We start from the raw sequence: 23,950 nt of genomic DNA, 5'->3' as shown, positions 1-23,950 counted from the left end.
ACATCAGATGTATAGCACGACGCCGGCCAGCAGCAACACCCCGGTCCTACTCCCGCGGCTCGTCCTTCGCCGTGGTCTTGGTAGCCGTGAGCGAGCCCGCGTGCGCCTTCTCGTCCGACAGGCCGCGCGTCTTGACGAGGCTCGCGACAGTCGCCACGGCCAGCACACCGAGGACGACGCCGAGGCTCACCGGGGTCGAGATCTCGGGGATCGACTCGTTGATGTCGACGTGGCCCCAGTGCAGGATCAGCTTGACGCCGATGAACGCCAGGATGATCGCCAGGCCGGCCGAGAGGTAGACGAGCCGGTCGAGCAGGCCCTTGACGAGGAAGAACAGGGCACGCAGGCCCAGCAGCGCGAAGGCGTTGGCGGTGAAGACGATGTACGGCTCCTCCGTGACACCGAACACGGCGGGGATCGAGTCGAGGGCGAACAGCAGGTCGACGCTGCCGATGGCGATGAGCACGATGAACAGCGGGGTGACGACCCGGCGACCGTCCTCCTTCGCGAAGAGCCTGCCGCCGATGTAGCCCTCGCTGACGGGAAGGAACCGGCGCGCGCCGCGCACCATCACGTTGCTCTCGATGTCCGGGTCCTCGTTCCGGTGCCGGAACAGCTGCACCGCCGTGTAGAGCAGCAGCAGCCCGAACAGCAGGAACGTGAACGAGAACAGGCTGATGAGGGACGCGCCCAGCGCGATGAAGGCGGCACGCATGATCAGCGCGAGCACGATGCCGAAGACGAGGACCTTGTGCTGGTGCTTGTCCGGGACCGCGAAGGTGCTCATGATGATCACGAACACGAACAGGTTGTCGACGGACAGGCTCTTCTCGATGATGTAGCCCGCGAAGTACTCGGTGCCCGCCGTGTTGCCGTACTGCAGCCCGAACCAGACGCCGAACCCGATGGCCACCGCGATGTAGAACACCGACCAGGCGGTAGCCTCCTTGAACCCGACGTGGTGCGGGCGCGCCGCCGCCAGCACCAGGTCTACTGCCAGCAGCAGGATGATGAAGCCGATGGTCACGCCCCACGTGAGCGGACTGATGTCGAACAAGAGGTTCCTCCGTCGGGTGGCCGGCACCGGAACTGCGGACTGATGCTGCAGGACAGCCATTATTGAATATCTTTTGTTTCGAGGAGATCTCATGATCGATGCCGAGAGCCCTGTCGACGTCAAGCCCCGTTCCCGCACGGTGACCGATGGCCTGGAGGCCACCGCGTCCCGCGGGATGCTCCGGGCAGTAGGGCTGGGTGACGAGGACTTCGCCAAGCCACAGATCGGCGTCGCGAGCTCCTGGAACGAGATCACCCCGTGCAACCTCTCGCTCGACCGGCTGGCGCAGGCCACCAAGCAGGGCGTGCACGCGGCGGGCGGCTACCCGCTGGAGTTCGGCACCATCTCGGTCTCCGACGGCATCTCCATGGGCCACGAGGGCATGCACTTCTCGCTCGTGTCCCGCGACGTGATCGCCGACTCCGTGGAGACCGTCATGCAGGCCGAGCGCCTGGACGGCTCGGTGCTGCTGGCCGGCTGCGACAAGTCGCTGCCCGGCATGCTGATGGCGGCCGCGCGCCTGGACCTCTCGAGCGTGTTCCTCTACGCCGGCTCGATCATGCCCGGCTGGGTCAAGCTCGAGGACGGCACCGAGAAGCAGGTCACGATCATCGACGCCTTCGAGGCCGTCGGAGCGTGCTCCCGGGGGCTCATGAGCCAGGGTGACGTCGACCGGATCGAGCGCGCGATCTGCCCCGGCGAGGGCGCGTGCGGTGGCATGTACACCGCCAACACGATGGCGTCGGCGGCCGAGGCGCTCGGTATGTCGCTGCCCGGCTCGGCGGCACCGCCGTCGGCCGACCGGCGGCGCGACGTCTGGGCGCACCGCTCGGGCGAGGCGGTGGTGAACCTGCTGCGCCGGGGCATCACCGCGCGCGACATCCTGACCAAGGAGGCGTTCGAGAACGCGATCGCCGTGGTCATGGCGTTCGGCGGGTCGACGAACGCCGTCCTGCACCTGCTCGCCATCGCGTACGAGGCAGAGGTCGAGCTCACCCTCGACGACTTCTCGCGCGTCGCCGACCGCGTGCCGCACCTGGGCGACCTCAAGCCGTTCGGGCAGTACGTGATGAACGACGTCGACCGGATCGGCGGCGTGCCGGTGGTGATGAAGGCGCTGCTGGACGCCGGGCTGCTGCACGGGGACGTCATGACGGTCACCGGCCGCACCATGGCGGAGAACCTCGCCGAGATCGCCCCGCCGGACCCGGACGGCAAGATCCTGCGCGCCATGGACGACCCGATCCACAAGACCGGCGGCATCACCATCCTCAACGGGTCGCTCGCCCCGGAGGGCGCCGTCGTGAAGTCGGCGGGCTTCGACTCCGACGTGTTCGAGGGCACCGCCCGCGTGTTCGAGCGCGAGCGCAGCGCGCTCGATGCCCTGGAGGACGGGACGATCCAGGCGGGCGACGTCGTCGTCATCCGCTACGAGGGTCCGAAGGGCGGGCCGGGGATGCGCGAGATGCTCGCCATCACGGGTGCCATCAAGGGCGCGGGCCTGGGCAAGGACGTGCTGCTCATCACCGACGGCCGGTTCTCCGGCGGGACGACGGGCCTGTGCGTCGGGCACATCGCGCCCGAGGCCGTCGACGCCGGTCCCATCGCGTTCGTACGTGACGGCGACCGCATCCGCCTGGACGTGGCGTCCAAGACGCTGGACATCCTGGTCGAGCCGGCCGAGCTGGAGCTGCGCAAGGCGGGCTGGGCGCCGCTGCCCCACTCGTACACGCGCGGTGTGCTGGCCAAGTACTCCAAGCTGGTCCAGTCGGCCTCGACGGGTGCCGTGCTGGCGTAGCGCACAGGACGGCTCAGCGCACAGGACGGAGATGCTCACAGGACGGAGATGCCGTCCCCGAGCATCTTCGTCGCGAGCACCAGCAGCAGGACGGCCATGATCGCCGCGTTGTTGCGGACCATCCACGACCTCAGCTCGTCGAGGACCCCGGCGGCCCGGTCGCCCGTCGCGAAGTAGAGAACGACCGGCGCGACGACGCCGGCGCTGGCCACCAGGGCGAACACGAGCGCGGCGAGCGCCGTCGCGCCGGTGTCACCGGGATCCGCAGCCGCGATCGCGGTGCCGCCGGACACGACCAGGAGCAGGTTCTTCGGGTTGACGGCGCCCAGCAGGACGCCGAGTCCTGCGGACCTCGGCGGCGTGAACCGGTCGATCGCCGCCATCCACCTCGGCGGGGGCGGTTCGGTGGCACCCCGTGGCCGGGCCCGCCACTGGCGCACGGCGAGGAGCAGCAGCAGAACGCCGAGGACCAGCTTGAGCCAGCCCGTCCAGGCGGCCGGCCCGTCGTCGTCGGACACGGCGGAGCCGGCGACCAGGGCGACGACGCCGACCACGGCGAGGACAGCCAGGAACCAGCCGGCCACGAAGGCGAGCGCGTTGGACCGGGCCCGCTCGCTGACGAGCATGAGCACCACCGCGACGATCGGCAGCGGGCTCACGAGCACGCCCACCGCCAGCGGCAGCGACTGACCGATCGCGGCGCCCACGGTCCTCACCTCCGTCAGGAAAGGTCTGACGACCCGTCCCGCCGACTCTAGGACCGGGCCGTGCCGGGAGGCGTCACCCGAACAGGGTGACCCGTCCGGACGTGCGGCTGCCGACGATGGGGCGGGATCCCCTGTGCCCTCGACGAGAAGGAGCTTGACCATGAGACGAGCGATCACGAGGGCCCCGCACCTCGGCCTCACCGCTCTCGTCGAGATCACCTGATCACGCCGGAGACGAGTGCACCGCGATGACGGCCAACGGATCGAAGGGTGACGGGCCGGGCAGCGGCCTGGGGGCGTTGTTCGGTGCGCAGATACGTCAGACGGCGCAGCGTGCCGGACGACGGCTGAAGCTGGGGACCGCCGACGTGCTGCCCCGCCGGCGACATCTGCGCCAGGACATCGTCGCCGGGCTGCCGGGTGCGATCTCGAGCGTGCCGGACGGCATGGCGGCGAGCGTCCTCGCCGGCGTCAATCCTGCGCACGGGCTCTACGCGTCGTTCGTCGGGCCGGTGGCGGGCGGCTTCATGAGCTCGACGAGGCTCATGGTGGTCACGACCACGAGTGCCGCAGCCCTGGCGGCCGGCTCCGCGCTCGCGACCTACGAGGAGGCCGAGCGGTCCGACGCGATGGTGCTCCTGACCCTGCTGGCGGGCGGGCTGATGATCGTCGCTGCGCTCCTGCGCCTGAGCAGGTACATCCGGTTCGTCTCCTACTCGGTCATGCTCGGCTTCCTCTCCGGCGTCGCGGTCAACATGGTGCTCGGCCAGCTGCCCGTCCTTTTCGGCGTGGACGCGGAGGGCTCCCTGTCCGTCGCCAAGGCCTGGTACGTGGTCAGCCACCTGGGCGCCGTCGACGTCGCGTCCGCGATCTGCGGCGGTACTGCCCTGGCGACCCTGGTGCTGCTCGGCCTGACGCGCTGGTCGATCGTGAGCTCGCTGGTCGCGCTGCTGGTACCGACCGTCGGTGTGGTGGTCCTGGGGGCCACGACCGTGGCGTCCGTCGACGACACCGGCACGGTGCCCCGGGGACTGCCGGGCCTCGCGCTCCCGGACCTGAGCTTGTTCAGCACCGAGCTGGTCGGCGGTGCGGCGGCGGTGGCCGCCATCCTGCTGATCCAGGGCGCCGGAGTCGCCGAGGCCGTCCCGAACACGGACGGCTCCCGGTCGTCGACCAGCCGGGACTTCACCGCGCAGGGCGTCGCCAACGTGGCCGCCGGGCTGTTCGGCGGCCAGCCCGTCGGTGGGTCCGTGGGGCAGACGGCGCTGAACCTGGCGGCCGGCGCGGCGAGCCGCTGGGCGGCCATCTGGTCCGGCCTGTGGATGGGGGTCATCCTCCTCGCGTTCTCCGGCGTGGTGGGCATGGTCGCGATGCCGACGCTCGCCGCGGTGCTCATCTACGCGGGCGTCGGCGCGCTCAAGCCCCGGGAGCTCCTGGCCGTGGCCCGTGCGGGCCGGATCTCCGTCCTGGCGATGGGGTCCACCTTCGCGGCGGTCCTCGTGCTCCCCGTCGCCCAGGCCGTCGGCGTGGGCGTCATCGCCTCCCTCATCATGCAGCTGAACCAGGAGGCCCTCGACCTGCGCGTGGTGCGCCTGAAGCCCGACGCCGCGGGCGGGTTCGTCGAGACCCGCCCGCCGCAGACCGTGACCGCCGGCCAGACCGTCGTCCTGGACGCGTACGGCTCGCTGTTCTACGCGGGCACCCGGACGCTGCAGCGCCACCTCCCGGCGCCGGCCGGCGCGGAGAACGGTTCCGCGTCCGCCGGACAGAACGGTCGGGTGGACGGCCCGGTGGTGGTCCTGCGCCTGCGCGGCCGCACCACCCTCGGCGCGACGTTCCTCAAGGTCGTCGGCGACTACGCCCACCTCCTCGACGAGGCGAACGGCACGCTCTACCTCACCGGGGTCGACCCCGCACTGGCCGCCGGCTGGGAGCGCGACGGAACGGTCCAGCGGCTCGCGGGCGTCCGGGTGGTGCCCGCGACGCCGAGGCTCGGCGAGTCCACCCGGGCCGCGCTCACGGCCACCGCCGGCCGGGACGGTCACGGCCCCGTGCACCACGTACGGCCCGCCGGCGACATCCCGTCGCCCGACCCTGACCCTGACCTTGACCCTGACGGAGGGACCTGATGTCCGCACTCGCCGCAATCGTCGTCGGCCTGGTGCTGTGCCTGGCCGGCTCGCTCTCCGTCCGGCTCGCGGTCCTGACCGCGGGCTTCGGCGTCGCGTGGACGCTCGCCGAGGCCCTCGACGCCGACACCGGCACGGCGCTGCTGATCGGTCTCGGCGGGGCCGTCCTGGCCTTCACGCTGACGCTGCTGATGGCGCGGTTCCTGTTCTTCGTCGGCGGCCTGTGCGTCGGTGCGGTGATCGGGGCCAAGCTGTACGTGCTCGTCCAGGGCGGCAGCGCCGACGTGCTCCTCGTCCTCATCGTGGTCCCCGCCGTGGCGATCCTCTGCGCGTTCCTGGCTCGCCGGTTCGAGCGCCCGTTCCTCGTCTGGGGCACGGCGTTCGGCGGCGCGGCGCTGGTGCTCTCCGGCGTCGGGCGCCTCTGGGCCGACGTCGCCGGGGACCTGTGGCGGCCTGCGTCGACCGCCGGCGTCGTCCTGGTCCTGGTGGTCTGGGCGCTGCTCGCCGGCGTCGGGTACGCCGTCCAGCGGCGCGGCCGCCACACCTGACCCTTCATGGTTGGGCCAACCCAGGGAGGTCAGGTGAGGAGCTGGGTCAGGCCGCGGATCGTGAACATCGCGCCGAAGACGAGGAGCACGGCGGCGCCGATCGCCCGGTCGTGCCGGAGCAGCCAGTCGCGCACCGCGTGCAGCTGGCGGCGGCCGGGCAGGCCGGTGACGGCGTAGAACACCGTGGGCAGCACGTAGTCCAGCACGCTGGCGAGCACGAGCACGAGGACCCCGACGGCCTGCTGGCCCAGCGGGAGGTCGGCGGTGACCACGGAGCCCACCCCGGAGACGAAGATCGCCACGTTGGGGTTCAGGAGCGCCAGCACCGTCGCGACACCGGCGAGGGTGAGCGGCGTCGGGGAGGCCAGCCGGCGCGCCCACGCCGGCAGCTGGTCCTCCGCCCCCTGGGCACCCTCCGCCGGCGGCGGCCGCCGGACGACCGCCACGGCACCGCCGACCAGGAACAGCACGCCGACGACCAGCCCGATCCAGCCCCGGACCGTCGCGGGGTCATCGGTGTCGTGGGCACCCGCGCCCCGGCCGACGGCCAGGGCCGCCGCACCCAGCGCCCCGTAGACCACCAGCACCGTGCCGCCGAACACCGTGACGTTGCGGTACGGACGGTGCGACCCCAGCAGCAGGAGGCACGCCACGATCGCCGCGGGTGTCGCGGCGAGCCCGAGGATCTCGGGCACCAGCTGGACCAGCAGCTCCGCCATAGGCGGACTGTCGCCCACGGCGGCGCCGTCCGCGTCACCCCTTCCGGGTGACCTGCGCCCCGAGGCCGCGCGCCTACGGTCGGCGCTGACCAGCCCTACCCCTCGGACCGCCGACCCCCGGAGAGGAAACCTCGTGGCCAGCTTCCTCGCCCCGTCCTTCTCGGGGTACCAGCGCACGTCGGTGCGCCCCGACATCATCGCCGGCCTCGCGGTCTGGGCCGTCCTCGTCCCCGAGTCGCTCGCCTACGCCACCATCGCCGGGGTCCCGCCCGTCGTCGGCCTCTACGCGGCGGTCCCCGCCCTCGCGCTCTACGCGATCGCGGGCACGTCCCGCCAGCTCGTCGTGTCGCCCATGTCGGCGACGGCCGCGCTCTCGGCCGGCATCGTCGCGAGCGTCGCCGGGGCCGACGGCGACCCGGTCGCCCTCACCACCGCGCTCGCCCTCGCCACGGGGATCGTCGCGATCATCGCGGGCCTGCTCCGCCTGGGCTTCCTCGCCGCCTTCATCTCCGAGCCGGTGCTCAAGGGCTTCATCATCGGCCTCGCGCTGACCATCATGATCGGCCAGGTGCCCGACCTGATCGGCGTCGAGGGCGGTCGCGGCAGCTTCTTCGAGAAGTCCTGGGCCCTGCTGGGCCAGCTCGGCGACATCGACCCGCTCACCCTCGTGGTCGGCCTGGCGAGCCTGGTCGCCCTGGTCGTCGTGCGCCGCACCATGCCGTTCCTGCCGGGTTCGCTCGTCGTGGTGCTCCTGGCGATCGGCGCCGCCCTCCTGTTCGGCCTGGGCGACCGCGGGCTCGCCGTCGTCGGCCACATCGACGCCGGCCTGCCGCGGGTCGGGCTGCCCGACGTGACGGGCCCGCAGTTCACGGAGCTCCTGGGCGGCGCGGTGGGCCTCATGCTCGTCGGCTTCGCCGAGGGCCTCGGCGCCGCCAAGACCTACGCGGCGACCCGCGGCTACGACGTCGACCCGAACCGGGAGCTGGTCGGCCTCGGGATCTCCAACCTCGGGTCCGGGGTCCTCTCCGGGATGGTCGTCAACGGCAGCCTGTCCAAGACCGCGGTGAACGCGAGCGCCGGCGCCCGCTCCCAGGTCTCGGCGCTGACCGCCGCGGCCCTGACGATCCTCACCCTGCTGTTCCTGACCGGGGTCTTCGAGCAGCTGCCGCTGGCGACGCTGGCCGCCGTGGTCGTGGTCGCCGTGGTCGAGCTGGTCGACGTCCGGTCGCTGCGCCGCCTGTGGCGGGTCCGGACGGGCCGGCTGGTGCACGTCTACCAGGTCACCGCCCGCGCCGACTTCATGGCCGCGGGTGCCGCCCTGCTGGGGGTGCTGATCTTCGACACCCTCCCCGGGCTCGTCATCGGCATCGCCGTCTCGCTGATCCTGCTGCTGGCGCGGAGCTCCCGTCCGCGCATCACCGTCCTGGCGCCCGTCGGCGACGAGCCCGGCCGCCCCTGGGTGGACGCGGAACGCAACCCCGGCTACCCGACGGTGCCCGGTGTGCTCGCGGTCCGCGTCGAGGGACCGCTGATCTTCGCGAACGCCGAGTACGTGCGTGCCCGCCTCCGGGAGCTCGCCGCGCAGGAACCCGGACTGCGGCTCGTGGTCCTGGACGGCCGCGCGACACCGTCGGTCGACGTGACCGCCGCCGCGATGCTGGTCCAGCTGCGCGGTGACCTCCGACGCGACGGCGGCGACCTGGCGCTCGCCGAGGGAATCGGGCAGGTACGTGACGTCCTGGCCCGGGTCGGTGCGGAGGGCGAGCCACCGCTGTTCACCACGCTCGACGAGGCCGTCCGGGCCGGTCACGACAGCGACGAGACCGCCTGAGGAGGTTCACCGGGAACGGGTGAGGCGCCGAACGCGCCCACGGGCTGGAGTAGCAGCGTCAAGCCACTCCCGAACGTGAACCGAAGGAGCCACTCATGTCTCAGGCAACACTGACCGTGTGGAAGTTCAAGAGCGCGGACGGCGCGGAGACGGCGTCGAAGACCATCCAGCAGCTCTCGAGGGAGAACCTGGTCACCATCCATGACGCGGCGACGGTGCGGTGGGAGGAAGGTGCCAAGAAGCCGAAGACCCGCCAGCTCACCTCGACCGCCGGCGCGGGAGCCCTCGGTGGCTCGTTCTGGGGGATGCTCTTCGGTCTGCTCTTCTTCGTCCCGCTGCTCGGCGCCGCCATCGGTGCGGCGACCGGTGCGCTCAGCGGCGCCCTCACCGACGTCGGGATCGACGACGGCTTCATCAACCGGGTCAGGGACGAGATCACGCCGGGGACCTCTGCGCTGTTCATCATGTCGTCGGACGCGGTGGTGGACAAGATCCACGACGCCTTCGCCGGCCAGGAGGCACCCGAGCTGATCTTCACCAACCTCAACACCGAGCAGGAGGCCGCGCTGCGCGAGGTCTTCGGCGAGGACTGACCCGCGTGGGGGCGGTGGCGCTCACGCCGGGAATCGGTGTCCTCGCTGGCCAATCATGGGCGCATTTGGTTGGAATTGTACTGGCGACGCTCTCTGGGCACTTTGCACACTTATTGCCCAGGAAGATCCGGCGTGAACCACGAGAGAAGGGGTGAATTCCACCGGCAGTAATGGGCGACACCCGGCTCTCGGCGGCCTGACCGACGAGCGCACGACCGATTCTTGATGCAAAGTTGTTGAGGACCGCGTAATACACGGTAATCAGCAATGTGAGATTTATCCGGTCATGCATCGGCGATCAGGGGGCGGTCGCCACTTCACCCATTCGAGTGGAGGACGCCGCGGTATGAATCCCGAACCGATACCAGTCGCACGGCGCGGGACGACCCTCGCGCCCAGAGCTCCCCGGCTCGCGGTCGCGCCGGACCCGGCGGACAGCACACACCCGCTGGCCGCCGCCGACCTCGCGCCACGCCTGCCGCGCGTCTACGTACCGCGCCCCCGCCTGTGGCAACGGCTGGACGAGGCGGCCGAGGGTTCCGTCACCCTGGTCGTGGCCCCGGCGGGGGCCGGTAAGACGCTGGGTGTGGCCGGATGGCTGCGCTGCACGGCGTCGGCCAGGGCGACGGGTGCCGTGTGGGTGCGGGCCGACGACACCTGGACGCCCGAGCAGCTCGGTTCCGTCCTCGACGCCCGGGTGCCGGCCACGGTCCCGGACCGGCCGCCCACCACCGTGTCATCCACCGTGTCATCCACCCTGTCGCCCACCCTGGTGGTGATCGACGACGCCCACCTGCTCCCGGCCGCGACGCTGCGGCACATCGACGACCGGCTCAACGCCGCACCCGACAGCATGCGCGTCCTCCTGCTGAGCCGCTGGGCCCTGCCGCTGACCCGGCTGGTCCCCGAGCTCCTCGGCAACTTCACCTTCCTGCGCGGAGACCTCCTCCGGCTGAGCGACGCCGAGTGCGCGTCGCTCGTGGCGGACCACGCCGGGACCGACGACCCCGACGTGGTCGCCGCCATCACCCGGCACGCCGACGGCTGGTGCGCCGCCGCGGTCCTCGCGGCCCGTGGCCTCCGCGGCACGCCGTACCCCGCTGCCGCGGCCCGCCTGCTCGCCGCCGACGCCGAGCCGATCGCCAACCGGGTGGCGGGCGAGGTCTTCAGCACGCTCACCCCGCGACAACGGCACCTGCTGCTGTGCATCGCCGGCGAGGACGCGGTGAGCGTCCCGACGGCAGCACACCTGTCGCACGACGTCCACGCGGGCGAGATCCTCACGGAGCTCGAGGACACCGGCCTGCTCGTGCTTCGCACCGGCGACGCTTACCACCTGGAGGCGCGCACCGCCGAGCTCCCGGTCGTCCCGGCGGACGACCGTTCGCCGGACCCACCTGCGTCGTCCGCCGCACCCGCCTCGCCCGACGCACCCGGACCGGACGGCTTCCGGGTGCACCCCCTCCTGGTGGAGGTGGTCCGGCAGCGCCTCGCCGCAGGGGGCGTCGACGCCGCCCGCGCCCGCGCCACCGTGATCCGGGCAGTAGGCCTCGACGTGGCACGCGGGAACCTGTCCAGGTCGTTCGCCCGGCTCGTCCGGGTCGGCGCTCCTGTCGAGGCCGCCGACATCCTCGCGCGGGACGGCGTGCGCATGGTGCTGAACCAGTGCGGGCCCGACGCGGTGGCCGAGTTCGTCCGGGCGGAGCCCGAGGTCGTCGAGAGCCGGCCCGACGTCTGGTTCGCCATCGCGCTCGGCTGCTGGCTGCGGGACGACGTCGAAGGGGCGCGCCACTGGGGCGACCGGATCCTGGACGCTCGGCGCCGCTGGTCGCACGCCTGGCTCCCCGGGGGCATGGACGGCCTCGACGGCACGGTCGCCTGCGTCCGGCTGTGGCGCGTGGCGCTGGGGCTCGAGCCCGCCTACGCCGCCGTCGGCCACGCGAAGCGGGTGCTCGTCGCGTCGCAGACGCGCCCGGCCGTGCGCGAGGCGAACGCCGAGGTGCTGCCCGTGCTCGCCCACGAGCTGGGGGCGGCGCAGAACTGGCTGGGCGAGCTCACCGACGCCGAGGCGAGCCTCACGCTCGCGGTCAGCCTCTCGCGCAGCCAAGGGCTCGCCCCGCTGGGCACCTGCGCCCTGAGCCACCTCGCCTTCACGCAGTTCATGCGGGGGCGGGAGAGCGCGTGCGTCGAGCTGGCCGGCGAGGTCCTCGTCGCGGCCCGCGCCCCCGGCGCCACGAACGTGCGGTTCGTCGCGGCACGGGCCAACCTCGCCCGGCTGCTCGCCCGGCTGCTCGACGTGCCCGCGCCCACCGAGCTCACCGTGGACCCGTTCCCCGGCGTCCGGTACCACAGCGGTGACCTGTGCACCCGCTTCTGGTTCCGGGTCTGGGACTCCCGGCAGGAGATGCTCGCCGGCAACGTGGTCGAGGCACAGCGCATCCTCTCCGGCCCCGGCGAGTGCCTGCGGCTGACCGACGAGCAGCTCCCGGAGCACCTGCGGGTCGCGCTGCTCGTCGAGCGGGCGTTCGTCGCCACGCTGGCGAGCGACCGTGACACGCTCAAGTCCCTGCACGACACCCTCGACCGGCTCGGTGCCGTGGGCGAGTCGGCGCTCGTCCAGGGGCTGCGTGCCGACCGGGACGGCGACCGGCGCGGCGCCGTCGCCGCGTTCGAGGCGGCCTCCGCGGACGCCACCTACTCGCAGCCGCCCACCCGCGCGCTCGCCCTGGCCTGCGAGGCGCAGCTGCTCGACGCCCTGGGCGACCCGGCCCGCTCGCACGAGCGCCTGATCGAGGCGATCGCGGTCACCGAGTCCCGCCGGAACGCCGCGCCGTTCTTCGGCTGGGCCCGCCAGGGCACGCCCATCGAGACCCTGCTGCAGCGGCTGACCAAGCGACCCGCCACCAGATGGCTGCACGAGCTCGCCGCCACGAGGGCCGGGCAACCGGACGTCACGGCGGTCTACGCGTCGATGACCGCCACGCCCAGCGAGCTGGACGAGGTCAGCCAGGCCCTCGCCCCGCCGGCCCTCAGCCCGCGCGAACGAGAGGTCCTCAACGAGCTGGCCCGGGGCGCCACCTACGCGGACATCGCCGCCGCCCTGTTCGTCTCGGAGAACACCGTCAAGACGCACGTGTCGAGCCTCTACACCAAGCTCGCCGCATCCCGCCGCAGCGAGGCCCTGAAGATCGCCCGCAGCTTCCACCTGCTCTGATCCGGGGCCGTCTCGTCCCGGGTCTCGTCCGGGGGATCTGGTCCGGCCCTTCACCCGAAGCAGGTGAGCATGCCAGGGCTCCCCCGGGCTTGGCTGACCGGTGTGGCGGGGTGGCCCGACCGCCGCCCCCTGCCGACACGAGGGAGGCGAGGGCATGACAGCTCCACACGACACGTCGACTACCGCGCCGGCACGAGGCGAGCCCACGTCGCGCCGTCCGCCACGGTGGCTCCCCCGGGCGCTCTTCATGGCGGCGGTGGCGGTCTATCTCGGCGCGTTCGGCTGGTACGCGATCGACACCCTCCAGGGCCTCGCCGTCAACCTGCTCATCGCCTTCTTCCTCACGCTGGCGCTCGACCCCGTGGTCGTCTGGTGCGTGCGCCGGGGCTGGAACCGCCGCCTCGCCGCGGCCACCGCCCTCGGCGGCTCCCTCGGCGCCATCACGCTGGTACTGGCACTGTTCGGCAACCTCTTCGTCCAGCAGCTCGTGCAGCTCCTGGAGAACGTGCCCGTCATCTACGCGGACGTGCAGAACCTGGCCGCCGAGCGGTTCGGCGTCGTCATCCCGGACTCCGGCGACCTGGTGCGCGACATCCTGACGACGTTCGGCAACGACGTCGCCAGCGGCGCCCTGGTCTTCGGGACCACCGTGATCGGCGGCCTCTTCGCGCTCCTGACCATCCTGCTGGTCACCTACTACCTGCTCGCGGCCGGCCCGCGCTTCCGGGCGGCGGTGTGCCGCTGGCTGACCCCCGAGCGCCAGCAGGAGGTCCTGACCCTCTGGGAGATCACCCAGGTCAAGGTCTCGGACTTCATCAACTCCCGCATCGTCCTGGCGGCGCTCTCCAGCGCCTTCACCCTCGTCTTCCTGCTCGTCCTGCGCACCCCGTACGCGCTGCCGCTCGCCGTGTTCGTCGGCGTGGTGTCGCAGTTCGTCCCGACGATCGGAACGTACCTGGGCGGCGCGCTCCCCATCGTGGTCGCGCTGACGTCCCAGGGCCTGCCCCAGGCGCTCGGTGTCCTCGCCTTCGTGATCGCCTACCAACAGCTGGAGAACCTGTACTTCTCCCCCAAGGTCTCTGCACGTGCCCTGGAGATGAACCCGGCCGTGAGCTTCGTCGCCGTGCTGGGCTTCGGCGCCCTCTTCGGCGCGCTGGGCGCGTTCCTCGCGCTGCCGGTCGCCGCCACGATCCAGGCGACCGCCAACACCTACCTGCGCCGGCACACGCTCATCGAGTCCCACATGCTGCAGGACCCGGTCCGACGGCGGCGCGACGCCGCGCGCGAGACCGGCACCACCAGCGCGCCGTGACGGCCTCCGGCGTCAGATGATCTTCGGGAATGCGATGAGGAAGCCCGTGCCGACCAGCAGCAGGACGACCGCCCCGGCCAGGATCAGCCAGGACTTGCGCGGGGACCCGAACCGGTTGGAGAGCGCCCCGAAGAACAGGACCAGCGCGAAGAGCACCGTCAGCAGGGTGTAGTTGTCCCCGCGCCGGTTGTCGGCCAGCGCGTCGGCGAAGTACTCGTCGGCGCGGGCGTCCGCCTGGGCCGCCTCGACCTCGCCCGGCGGGACGTAGCTGTCCAGGGCGAACGGGCTGCGCGGCGCGTCCGGGTTCCGGAGCGGACGCGCCTCGAGCCATTCGTCGAACGCCGGCGCGAAGTGGTCGGTGAAGCGCTCGCGGGCGAACTCCTCCAGCGGGCGGTTGTTCTCCGCCGTCGCCTCGAGCCAGATGCCGAACACCTGCAGGTCCACCGCGCGCGCCGCCTCGGCCCTCGTCGCCTCACGGGTGGCCTCGATGCGCTGGGTCGACGCCCTGGAGAACGAGATCGACATCTCCCCGCTCCACTTGCTCGCCTCGAACCCGCTCCACGCGGTGAGCACGGCGGTGATCGCCAGCAGCGCGACGGCGATGTTCTCCACCAGCGCCGACCGCCCGTCGCTCTCCCGCTTCTCGGCCGGCTGTCCCTCGGCCGACCGTCTTTCCTCCGACCGTCCGTCGTCCGACATGGCTCCGCCCCCCGCTGTCGATCGCTCAGCAGCCGAGGTCGTCCGCCAGGGCGTCGCGCGCCTGCTGGACCTCCACGGCGTCGTCCCGGAGGGAATCTGCGGCGTCCTTGATGGTCGCGTCCCCGTTGACGTCCTCGACGGACTGCTCGAAGTCCTCCCACGCCTCGTCGAGCGCCTCACCGCGGTCCTGGGCGACGTCGTCCGCCGCGGCGTCCAGCTCCTGCCACGCCTCGCGGACGGTGTCCCGGGCGTCCCGGACCTCGTCCACCGTGGCGCCCGGCGACAGCGTCATGTCGAAGTTGTCCAGCGCGACGGTGAGCTGTTCGGCCGCGCTGCACGCCTCCTGCGTGTTCTCCTCCGGTGTCTCGCCGGAGCACCCGGCCGTCGCCACGATCATCAGCCCGACCAGGACACCTGTTGTCCGTCTCATGTCCACGCCTCTCTGCCCTCGATGCTGGTCGCCCCGTGGGGCCCTGTCTGCACGGTCCCCCGGGCGCCGCCGTCCGGCCTCACCCACCTCGGGTGAGTTGTGGGCCCGACGGCGGCAGCACCGCGGCGTCGGTCAGCCCAGCAGCTTCGCCTTGGCCGCGGCGAACTCGGCGTCGGTGAGCACGCCCTGCCCGTGCAGGTCGCCGAGCTGGGTCAGCTGGGCGAGCAGCTCGTCGTTCGAGTGGGCCGCGGGACCGGGCGCCGGCTGCTGCGGCGCGGGCGGCGCGACGGGCGGCGGGGCCTGCTGCGCAGCCCCGTACCGCTGGGCCTCGTACTGCTGGGCCTCGTACTGCTGCTGGGAGCGGTTGGCCTGGCGGCGGCCGACCGCTCCGGCCGTGGCCTGGGCGGTCCCGGCGATGACGGCGGTACGTGCGGCGGTGCCGAGAAGGCCTGGCCTGCCGAAGCGTCGGAGGGGAGACATGTGGGGCTCCGTTCGATGGGTGGTCGGTGGCGGTGGATGGCGGTGAGTTGCCGGTGGGATGGCGGTGGGAAGAGGTCAGGCCGGGGACCCGGCGGTCTCGGCCTGGTCAGCGATCTCGTTGACGGTCGCGGCGGGTACCCGCTCGTGCAGGATCACGTCGGCGTCCGCGTCGGCCGCCGCCGACACGAGCTGACGGGACCAGGTGTGCTCGATCGCGAGGACGAGCACCGACGTGCCGGGACTGACCGCCTCGGCGATCCCCCGGAGGTCCTCGTCGCCGGTGAGGCCGGACGCCGGCAGCTCGATCTCCACGAGGTCCACCTCGTCGCCGAGGTCCTGGGCCTCGAGGATCACGAGCTCTCCGTCGTCACCCCGGCGCACGACGGCGAGGTCCAGCAGGGTGACCGCGCCGGTCCCGGCCACCTCGAGCACCGCTCGGGCGACCGGCGGCGGGATCCGGGGCGCGTCGAAGGCGAGTGCGACGAGCTCGACGGGACCGAACGACGATGACAGGGAAGATGACAGGGAAGATGACATAGGAACCTCCAGGGCGAGATGGGTGGACGGACTGGCTTCAGCGGGCACGAGATCCGCCCCGCATCCGACGGCTCACCGTGACTGCCGTGCCGCCGGCGATGAGGAAGAGCAGAGCGAGCAGGGCGGTGACGAGCGCATCGGCGCCGGTCCGCGGCAGGGTGCCCGGTCCGGGATCGGTCGCCGGACCGTCCGGCCCGCCGGCACCGGGCCCGTCACCGGGGCCTGGCCCGGGTGCCGGGTCGGGCCCGTCGCCCGGGTCCGACCCGTCGCCCCGGTCGCGGCACTCGTCGGGGAGCGCGCTGCGGTCCGCGCCCGCCGTCTGGCCCAGGCCCGCCAGTCCGCCGAGGCCGTTGCTCGCGGTGGTGGTGGCGTCGGTAGAGGCGAACCAGGTGTTGGTCACGTCCACCGGGCGGCAGATGTCGTCACCCACCGGAAGGTCGAACTCCGCCGACCAGGGGTCGCCGTCGGCCGGGTCCGTCTCGGTGGTCGTCCCGTCGACGACGATCGTCACGCTGTCGGCGCTGCCCGCGTCGGTCTCGGTGACCTGGCACGTCGCCCCCTGCGGCAGGTCCGCGTACACGGCGACCCAGTCGTCGTCGGCGGACAGCGTCCGCGCCGGGCCACCCGGGATCTCGACGTCCCGCTCCACGCCGTCGACGTCCTGCGTGCAGGCCAGCTCGACGGTGAAGACGTCGCCCTCGTGGTCGGCGGCGTCCGGGCCGGATAGGGTCTTGACGACCCGGACCTCTCCCACGTCGAACGTGTTGGTGACGGCTATCGCCGCCGGGTCGCCGGCCGGGACCACCACTGCACCCGGCTCGCCGTCGTCACCCGCGCCGTCATCACCCGTGCCGCCGTCGCCCACGGCCGAGACGGTCGTCGAGGTGGCGCCGCCGGTCGCGGTCTCGGTGGCGACGCACTCGGCCCCCACGGGCAGCCCGTCGTAGACGACCGGCTCCCCCGGCACGAGCTCCCGGGCCGCGCCGCCGGGGACGGACACCGGCTCGCCGTCGAACGTGCAGGCGAGGGTCACCTCGAACGGCCCCGAGCCGTAGAGCTCGGCGCCCTCCCCGGCCAGCACCTTGTCGACGGTGACCGCTCCGACGTCGAACGTGTTGGTCACGGTGACCTCGACGACGTCGTCCGAGCCGACGGTGACCTGCTCCGGCGAGATCGTCGTGGAGGTGGCGCCCGCGTCGTCGGGCTCCGTCACCGTGCAGACCGCGCCGGTCGGCAGGTCGGGGACCTGCGCCGTCAGTGGTCCGGCGGCGCCGAGCGTGACCGTGCCGTCGTACACGGCACGTGCCTCGCCGGCTCCCTCGCCGTCCTCGTCCAGGGTGCACTGCACCGCGAGCGTGAAGGGCCCGTCGCCGTACATCTCCGCGCCCTCGCCGTCGACGACCTTGGCCAGCTCGATCGCGCCCACGTCGAACTGGTTGGTGAAGGCGACCTCCGTCGTGCTCTCGCCGGACGCGTCGGGCGTGACCTCGGTGGTGGCCTCCGGGCCCTCCGTCACGACCGGTTCCTCGCCGTCGTGCGTCACCGTGACCTCCACCGACGCCGCTCCGCCCGTCCCGGTCTCGGTGGCGGTGCACCCGGCGCCGGCCGGCAGGCCCTCCAGGACCGTCACGTCGCCGTCCTCGAGGGTGACCACCATCGGCTGGTCCGGCCCGTAGCCCGCCGCGTACACCGGGTCACCGAGGAACGTGCAGTCCACGGTGACCTCGAACGGCCCGTAGGGCACCGGCTCACCGTCCTGGTCCACGGCGTCGGTGACGACCTCCTTGGCGAGCTCGAGGCTGGCCAGGTCGTACCGGTTCACCGCGGTGAGCGTGGTGATCTCCGGCTCCTGGCCGATCGTCACGGACCCGACCACGAGCTCGGTCTGCCCGCCGTCCGGATCCTCGGTCACCGTGCACTCCGCCCCGTAGGGCAGGTTGGTCACCGTCGCCGGCTCGTCGGGCGAGACGGTGATCGGGACCGGTTCGAGCTGCGTCTCGACCCAGCTGCCGATCGCCGACGTGCACTCCACCTCCATGTCGAAGGTGTCGGGCGCGTACCCGGCACCCTCGCCGGTGACCTGCTTGACGACCTCGAGCGACCCGGTCGCCGCGGCGACGCCGACCTTGGTGCCCTCGGTCGGCAGCATGTTGCGGGGCCCCTCGGGAGCCTGCACCACGCCGGAGGCGGCCGCGGAGTTGTAGGCGATCGACTCGTTCCCTGCCTCCGGTGCGACGGCAGGCGTGGTCGTCGTGCCCTCGAAGGCGACGAACTCGCCGGGCTGCAGCGGGTTCTCCTCCGTCAGGGTGACCACGGCCTTCAGCGCGGTGATCGTCTCGTACAGGTCCTCGCTCTCGGACCCGGTGAGCTCCACCCAGCCACTGGCCGGATCGTCCGTCGGGCACACCGGCTCGGCGCGGGGATCATCGATGTCGTCCATGCAGTAGTCGGTGGCGGTCGTGTAGGAGAACGTCGCCTCGGCGCCCGGGGGCGCGTGGACGAGCTCCGGCGGCGAGTCGTTCGTCAGGATCGGCTGCCACTGGGAGCCACGCTCGGAGTCCGCGTAGGACCCCGTGTCGCCCGGGACCGGCAGCCGGTCGTAGCTGACGACCTTCGTGATGGGCAGGTTGCCCCTGTTGTCGATCCGCACCTGCCACGTCTCGTCGTGTCCCGGCGCGATGACGGGCGTGCACGGGTAGGCGTAGTACCCGTCCGCGTCCGGCAGGCACTCGGTGTCCGGATCCGCCGCCGGGTCGACGATCACGTCGAGCTCGTCGTCGTTCGTCGCCTTGACGACCTTGGACTGGGCCAGCACACCGGCCGGGACGCTGGTGACGTCGGCGTCCGCCTCGCAGGCACCGGTCTCCTCGTCCAGGCGGCTGACGCACTCGTCCCACGGCCGGTCGCCCGTGACACCCGCGGTGTTCTCGACGACGGTCTCCGCGGGGAGGTCCACCCGGAACTGGACCTGGACGGTGATCGTGTAGGTCTGCCGGACCTCGAGCACCGAACCCTCGGGGAAGGTGAACTCCAGGTTCTCGAGGTCACCGGTCCGGTCGACGGTCACCTCGGCGGGATCGGTCGGCAGGGCCGGGCCGCTCGCCGGGTCGGGGGCGGCACCGGTCAGCGCGTACGAGTACGGCGCGTCGACGTCGGCCAGGCGAAGCTGGCTGCCGCCGGCGTCCGTCGGCATCGGATCGGTGACCACCGGGTCGACGATCGGCCGGTTGCCCGTGTTGGTGATCGTGATGTTCATCGGGAAGACCGCGTTCGGCGCCTCGGTGCCGTCGGACACCGTGCCGTCGAAGTCCTTGACGATCTCGACGCCGTTCTCGGCGTGCACGTAGGTGACCTGAGCCTCGGCGGAGCCGGCGGCGCTCACCGGCACCAGCTCCCCCGTCTCCGGGTCGACCACGAGGTCCGCGCCCGTCGTGGTGCCGTCCACCTCGTTGGTCGCGACCCCGGGCTCGGCCTCGCCGGGGGCCGGCGGGTTCGCGGCGAGGTCCGGCAGCACCGGCCCGCCGGTGCGCAGCTCGTCGCGCCGCTCGACGTCCATCGGCACGCTCTGCGTCGGGCTCGCCGGGTTCTCCCAGATCGACCCGTCGGTCCTGGTGAACGTGAAGCGCAGGCCCTGCACGTCCTCGGGTGCCACCCCGTCCGGCAGGGCGAACGTGGCGGACGACGTCCCGGTCACCCAGTCGCCTCCCGTCACCGTCACGCCGTCGCCGTCCCCGTTCCCGTCATCCGTGAAGATGCCGCCGGTGAACGCATCGACCTGCACCTGCTGGATCGGCTCGGCGAGCGTCGGGTCCGCGAAGCCCACGAAGTCGTACTGGTTCCAGAACCGCGGCTCGTCGTCGGTCAGGACCATCTCGACGGTCCGGGACGGGCCCTCGGGTGTGCCGGAGAGCGTCATCCGCACCGGCCCGGTCCCCGGCTCGACCACCTGGGCGGGGTCGAACGACTTGGAGACCTCCACGCCGATCCCCGGCTGCTGCAGCGCCATCTCCGCGTCGTCCCACGCGAGCGGGGAGTCGTCGACCGTCCCGCCCGGGTCGGTCACCTGGGCCGCGGCGGTGTCGGGCACCGGTGAGTGGTCGGCGACCGTCACGGGCTCGCCCGTGTACCGGTCCAGCTCGCGCAGCTGGAGCGTCAGGTCCGTCGTGCCCGTCGCGTCGGCGGCGATGCGCCCGTCGAACGCGACCTCCACGCCGACGACGTCGGCGAGGTCGCCGGCCGCCAGCGCCTCGGCCTCCGCCTCGGAGAGCTCCGCCGTCGACCCGTCGTCGGAGGTCAGCGTGACTGTCGTCGTCTCGGTGCCCCCCGGTGGCGTGATGGTGATCCCTCGCAGGGTGAAGGCGTCGAACGGTTCGGTGCCGTCCTCGACCTGTACCTCACCGCTGCCCTCGAGCCCGGGCTCGACGAGCCGCAGCTGGTCGACCCGGGCGAGCGACTCGTTGGTGCCCCGGATCGTGACCGTCGTCGAGGGGTAGAACCGCGCGGGGGTGTCGGCGGGCGGCACGGACACGGGCCCACCGGTCCACTCCTTGTCGACGATCACGTTGATCGGGCGGTCGATGATCAGGACGTCCGCGCCGTCGCGGTCGGTGAAGGTCTCGTCCTCGAAGGTCGCGGCCGCCTCCACGGTGTTGTTCACGAGACCGGGGTCCGCCGTGTTGTAGACGGTGCCGTTCGTCGAACCCAGCACGGGCTCGCCGGTGCTGCGCCGGTCGTCCCGCACCTGGAACGTCAGCTGCAGGTGGCGGCCGTCGCCGAGCGTCGACCGGGCGACGCCGTCGCCGGGCTGCGGCGTGGTCGGGTCCCCGCCCCCCGTGCGCGACGGCGACTCGACGTACGTGAGCCGTACCGACGTCGCCGAGGCGCGCTCCTCGGCGCTGAGCGTGTAGCCGGGGAACGTGCCGTCGCAGGCCTCAGGACAGGGGTCACCCGCTGCCTCGACCCAGGCGCCGTCGACGAAGAGCTCGACGCTCTCCACCTGGTCGTACCGGATCAGCGGGTCGACGGAGTCGTCCACGGGCTCGACCCGCACGAGGTCGAACGCGTCGTAGAACGAGTCGGCGACGTCGGTGCCCGCCGGGTCCGCGATGTCGGTGAGCACCATCGGGTCCACGCCGGCGAAGCCGTCGGTCGACCACGCGATCTGCGCCGTGACCTGGTCCTCCGACCGGGCGAGGACCGTGGGCGGGTCGCCACCGAGGAACGACTTCTCGACGATGTCGAGGTCGCCGGTGCCGTCCACGGGGAACGGGTCGACGGTGTCGCAGCCCTCCGCCGGGGCCGTCGGGTCGACGGTCCCGGACGACGCGCTCGACGCGGCGCAGTTGGCGATCGGGTCGTCGCGGTCGGTCGGCCCGTCGTACGCGGCAGTGATGTTGGGCTGGAACGACGTGCCCGGCGGGAACCCGTCCTCGGACTCGTAGACGAACTGGACGCCGTCAGCGCCCTCGGGCAGGTCACAGCTCACGGTCTGCGGGCCGGTGAACGGGCCGCAGCCCGGCGCGGGGACCCACGCGGTACCGTCCCAGTAGCTCACGGTGAGCGTCGCGCCGTCCGGCACGTCGGTGGTCCGCACGGAGGTCGCGTCGAAGTTCGCCCAGAACTCGCCCGGGTCCGCCGGATCCGTCGGGTCCTGGATCACCACCTGGTTCGCCGACGTCGTCGAGCCGTCCGGCCCGAAGGGCAGCAGCTGGGTGGGCAGCTCGACCACCACGCTCTGACCGGGGACGGCGGGGACGGTCGACGGCGAGATGATCTTGTCGGTCTGCGTCGCCAGGCGGTCGTCCAGGGTCACCAGGTCGGCCGTGGCGGTGTCCGCCGCGTGGGGGATCTCCGCGGTGATCTGGTTGGTGTGCGTGACGTCCTCGACCGTCTGGTCCGGGTCGGTGTCCGCGGTGAACGGGACGGACGCCGCACCGCCGGTGACGATCGCGCCCGTGAACTCGATGGAGAACCCGACCACGACGCAGCCCGCCGGCGGGCCCGGCAGCGTGCCCACCGTCGTCGTGCCCTGGCTGGGTGTCGTGCCGTCCGCGCACGTGAAGGTGACCGTCGCGGAGTCGGCGTCCGCGGGCCACTGGATGCCCGTACCGTCGCCGGACGGCCCGAACCCGGTGAAGGTGAGCGGGTCGTCGCCCTCGAACGGGCTGGGCGTGCCCGGCGAGGGTTCGGTGATGGTCAGGGACGTCGTCGGGTCCCCGGTGCTGGTGGCGGCCAGGGTGACCGTGGTCGAGGCACCCGCGCTCACGGTCGCCGGGTCGAACGACTTGCTCGCGGTGACGCTGTTGTCCGGCGGCGTGATGACGTAGGTGTCCTCGGCGGTCACCGGCTCGGACTCGTCGTCGCCGTGCACGACGTACGAGGAGACGTCGTTGGTCACGGTGGTGGCCTCGGTGAGCTCGGTGACCGTCTCGCGCTGCTCCACCTCGACGGGGATCGTGGCGGTCGCGCCCGGCTGGATGTCGCCGCTGAACGTGTAGCGCACGCCCTGCACCGCTGCGGGGTCGACGGCGTCGTCGAGCGGCAGCCACTGCGTGCCGTCCCAGTACTCCTGCGTCACCGTGTCCGCGTTCGGCGGGAGGGTGACGTCGCCGGTCCCGGTGTAGGCCAGGTACGTGAAAGGGCTTGGCTCGGCCGTCGGGTCGGCCGTCGGGTCGGCAGGGTCCTGCACGACGAGCTCGTCCACCGGGTCGTTCGACGTGTTCGTCGCGGAGAGCGTCATGGTCGCGGCAGTACCCGGCCCCGCGATCGCGCCCTCCGGCGCGATGGACTTGGTCGTCTCCGACGCGAGCAGGAGCGGCACCACCGGCGTCACCGTGGCGTCGGAGGAGGCCGCCGGGGCGTTGTCGGCGGACACCGTGGCCGTGTTCGTGATCGGCACGCCGTCCTGGCTGTACGGCAGGTCCGGGTCGACCTGGGCCGTGACGAAGACCTGGCCCTGGCCGCCGTTCGGCATGCTCGGCCACGTCGCCGTCACCGTGTCCGCCTCGGTGTCGACGTCGATCTGGCCGCCGGCGGGTCCGCTCTGGATCGAGGCACTGACCAGCTCCAGGCCGTCCGGCAGCCCATCGGTGAGCACCGCGTTCGCACACGGCACGGCGTTCGGGTCCGAGCACGAGACGGTGATGACGAACTGCACCTCGTCACCGGGCTGGTACGGCCCCGAGCTGACCTCCTCCTTGCTGATGCCCCACTGCGCGGCGGCCGCCGGCGGCGCGGTCATCAGCGCGAGCGGCAGCAGCACCGCGGTCGCTCCGAGGGCGGCGAGCCCTCGCCTCAGTCGTCGTACCGGCCCTCGCCGACCGTGTGCCGCTCCACCCACGACGCGTTCTGCCATCGACTGTCCCTCTCACACGTTTCGTACGGCGCGGGCGACGGCGCTCCGCGCGACTCCGGAGACCAGGCCAAGGATCGCGAAGCCGATGATCACGTTGATCAGCGCGCTCGCCAGCTTGCTGGCGAGCGCGGCATCGGTGACGAACGGCGCCACACCCGCCACGACGGTGGCCAGGCCGACGATCCAGCTGAAGAACGACAGGGCGCGCGGTGTGCCGAGCAGCAGCAGGTGCACCAGCGCCACCGCGAGCAGCGCGGCGAGCGCTGCGACCGCCATGAACCAGACGGTGGACACGTCGCCCCAGACGCCCTCGCCCTCCGGCGCCAGGATCGGGATCCCGAACACCCCGCGGAAGACGACCACGCCCACGAGCGCGATGAGGGCGACGACCAGGGCGGTCGCCGCTCCGCCGGACCACAGGACCCGTGCGTCGACACCGTCCGGCCGACCTGCGGCACCTTGCGGTTGCTGGCCGTAGACAGCCATGAGCTCGCCTCCCGTTCCTGGTGGGGACCTGCCGTTCTCCGCGACTGTGCGTCGTG

Annotated in this window: 16 protein-coding genes; 7 read left to right on the top strand and 9 right to left on the bottom strand. The window is 72.4% G+C overall.

From position 1 onward, the window contains the following. Positions 1–46: 46 nt before the first annotated feature. Positions 47–1,057, bottom strand: coding sequence for a TerC family protein (locus LUM46_RS10665; protein WP_274993853.1), 1,011 nt, complete (start codon positions 1,055–1,057; stop codon positions 47–49). Between the two features lie 91 nt (positions 1,058–1,148). Between LUM46_RS10665 and ilvD the strand changes: the two genes are divergently transcribed. Then, the gene (gene ilvD, locus LUM46_RS10660) at positions 1,149–2,855 is read left to right on the top strand and encodes a dihydroxy-acid dehydratase (RefSeq protein ID WP_274993852.1); all 1,707 of its coding nucleotides are present in this window, start codon (positions 1,149–1,151) and stop codon (positions 2,853–2,855) included. Between the two features lie 35 nt (positions 2,856–2,890). Here ilvD and LUM46_RS10655 read toward each other — a convergent pair whose 3' ends face one another. Next, positions 2,891–3,562, bottom strand: coding sequence for a GAP family protein (locus LUM46_RS10655; RefSeq protein ID WP_274993851.1), 672 nt, complete (start codon positions 3,560–3,562; stop codon positions 2,891–2,893). Between the two features lie 248 nt (positions 3,563–3,810). On the opposite strand from LUM46_RS10655, the gene LUM46_RS10650 reads away from it, so the two are divergent. Beyond that, positions 3,811–5,691 carry a SulP family inorganic anion transporter gene (locus LUM46_RS10650; RefSeq protein WP_274993850.1) on the top strand — a complete coding sequence of 627 codons (1,881 nt, stop codon included), beginning with the start codon at positions 3,811–3,813 and terminating at the stop codon, positions 5,689–5,691. Continuing rightward, positions 5,691–6,239: an ABC-2 transporter permease gene (locus tag LUM46_RS10645; RefSeq protein ID WP_274993849.1), complete on the top strand. Its 549-nt coding sequence runs from the start codon at positions 5,691–5,693 to the stop codon at positions 6,237–6,239. Before LUM46_RS10650 ends, LUM46_RS10645 begins: the two co-directional genes overlap by 1 nt. Before the next feature lie 29 nt (positions 6,240–6,268). Here LUM46_RS10645 and LUM46_RS10640 read toward each other — a convergent pair whose 3' ends face one another. Then, entirely contained in the window at positions 6,269–6,958 is a 690-nt protein-coding gene (locus LUM46_RS10640) for a GAP family protein (protein WP_274993848.1), read from the bottom strand. Positions 6,959–7,091: 133 nt separating this feature from the next. Here LUM46_RS10640 and LUM46_RS10635 point away from each other — a divergent pair, with 133 nt between their 5' ends. From LUM46_RS10635 to LUM46_RS10620, 4 genes are all read left to right on the top strand, one after another. Then, complete coding sequence (locus tag LUM46_RS10635; RefSeq protein WP_274993847.1) at positions 7,092–8,789, top strand: SulP family inorganic anion transporter; 1,698 nt, start codon at positions 7,092–7,094, stop codon at positions 8,787–8,789. Positions 8,790–8,884: 95 nt separating this feature from the next. Then, positions 8,885–9,382, top strand: coding sequence for a DUF1269 domain-containing protein (locus tag LUM46_RS10630; RefSeq protein ID WP_274993845.1), 498 nt, complete (start codon positions 8,885–8,887; stop codon positions 9,380–9,382). A gap of 346 nt (positions 9,383–9,728) precedes the next feature. Then, complete coding sequence (locus LUM46_RS10625) at positions 9,729–12,596, top strand: LuxR C-terminal-related transcriptional regulator (RefSeq protein WP_274993844.1); 2,868 nt, start codon at positions 9,729–9,731, stop codon at positions 12,594–12,596. 154 nt (positions 12,597–12,750) lie between these two features. Beyond that, positions 12,751–13,908, top strand: coding sequence for an AI-2E family transporter (locus LUM46_RS10620; protein WP_274993843.1), 1,158 nt, complete (start codon positions 12,751–12,753; stop codon positions 13,906–13,908). A gap of 12 nt (positions 13,909–13,920) precedes the next feature. On the opposite strand, the gene LUM46_RS10615 is transcribed toward LUM46_RS10620, so the two are convergent. The 6 genes from LUM46_RS10615 to LUM46_RS10590 form a co-directional block, all read right to left on the bottom strand. Beyond that, a complete protein-coding gene (locus tag LUM46_RS10615; protein ID WP_274993842.1) occupies positions 13,921–14,607 on the bottom strand; it encodes a hypothetical protein in 687 nt (228 codons plus the stop codon). Positions 14,608–14,632: 25 nt separating this feature from the next. Then, positions 14,633–15,037 (bottom strand): hypothetical protein, encoded by a 405-nt coding sequence (locus LUM46_RS10610; protein WP_274993838.1) that lies wholly within the window; start codon positions 15,035–15,037, stop codon positions 14,633–14,635. Positions 15,038–15,169: 132 nt separating this feature from the next. After that, the gene (locus LUM46_RS10605; protein WP_274993837.1) at positions 15,170–15,517 is read right to left on the bottom strand and encodes an SHOCT domain-containing protein; all 348 of its coding nucleotides are present in this window, start codon (positions 15,515–15,517) and stop codon (positions 15,170–15,172) included. 75 nt (positions 15,518–15,592) lie between these two features. Beyond that, positions 15,593–16,054 carry a DUF6325 family protein gene (locus LUM46_RS10600; protein ID WP_274993836.1) on the bottom strand — a complete coding sequence of 154 codons (462 nt, stop codon included), beginning with the start codon at positions 16,052–16,054 and terminating at the stop codon, positions 15,593–15,595. 37 nt (positions 16,055–16,091) lie between these two features. Then, the gene (locus LUM46_RS10595; protein WP_274993835.1) at positions 16,092–23,408 is read right to left on the bottom strand and encodes a DUF5979 domain-containing protein; all 7,317 of its coding nucleotides are present in this window, start codon (positions 23,406–23,408) and stop codon (positions 16,092–16,094) included. 12 nt (positions 23,409–23,420) lie between these two features. Further along, positions 23,421–23,894, bottom strand: coding sequence for a DUF6069 family protein (locus LUM46_RS10590; RefSeq protein WP_274993834.1), 474 nt, complete (start codon positions 23,892–23,894; stop codon positions 23,421–23,423). Positions 23,895–23,950 lie beyond the last annotated feature (56 nt).

The sequence above is a fragment of the Promicromonospora iranensis genome (genome assembly GCF_028994805.1).
GTDB lineage: Bacteria > Actinomycetota > Actinomycetes > Actinomycetales > Cellulomonadaceae > Promicromonospora > Promicromonospora iranensis.
The sequence above is the reverse complement of the archived record's forward strand: the minus strand, read 5'-3'. Positions and strand labels throughout refer to the sequence as shown.

Excerpts from the sequence above, each read along its gene's own strand:
- LUM46_RS10645 (WP_274993849.1), top strand. The coding sequence starts at position 5,691 with ATGTCCGCACTCGCCGCAATCGTCGTCGGCCTGGTGCTGTGCCTGGCC.
- LUM46_RS10610 (WP_274993838.1), bottom strand. The coding sequence starts at position 15,037 with ATGAGACGGACAACAGGTGTCCTGGTCGGGCTGATGATCGTGGCGACG.
- LUM46_RS10650 (WP_274993850.1), top strand. The coding sequence starts at position 3,811 with ATGACGGCCAACGGATCGAAGGGTGACGGGCCGGGCAGCGGCCTGGGG.
- LUM46_RS10605 (WP_274993837.1), bottom strand. The coding sequence starts at position 15,517 with ATGTCTCCCCTCCGACGCTTCGGCAGGCCAGGCCTTCTCGGCACCGCC.
- LUM46_RS10640 (WP_274993848.1), bottom strand. The coding sequence starts at position 6,958 with ATGGCGGAGCTGCTGGTCCAGCTGGTGCCCGAGATCCTCGGGCTCGCC.
- LUM46_RS10595 (WP_274993835.1), bottom strand. The coding sequence starts at position 23,408 with ATGGCAGAACGCGTCGTGGGTGGAGCGGCACACGGTCGGCGAGGGCCG.
- LUM46_RS10630 (WP_274993845.1), top strand. The coding sequence starts at position 8,885 with ATGTCTCAGGCAACACTGACCGTGTGGAAGTTCAAGAGCGCGGACGGC.
- LUM46_RS10600 (WP_274993836.1), bottom strand. The coding sequence starts at position 16,054 with ATGTCATCTTCCCTGTCATCTTCCCTGTCATCGTCGTTCGGTCCCGTC.
- ilvD (WP_274993852.1), top strand. The coding sequence starts at position 1,149 with ATGATCGATGCCGAGAGCCCTGTCGACGTCAAGCCCCGTTCCCGCACG.
- LUM46_RS10625 (WP_274993844.1), top strand. The coding sequence starts at position 9,729 with ATGAATCCCGAACCGATACCAGTCGCACGGCGCGGGACGACCCTCGCG.
- LUM46_RS10620 (WP_274993843.1), top strand. The coding sequence starts at position 12,751 with ATGACAGCTCCACACGACACGTCGACTACCGCGCCGGCACGAGGCGAG.
- LUM46_RS10590 (WP_274993834.1), bottom strand. The coding sequence starts at position 23,894 with ATGGCTGTCTACGGCCAGCAACCGCAAGGTGCCGCAGGTCGGCCGGAC.
- LUM46_RS10615 (WP_274993842.1), bottom strand. The coding sequence starts at position 14,607 with ATGTCGGACGACGGACGGTCGGAGGAAAGACGGTCGGCCGAGGGACAG.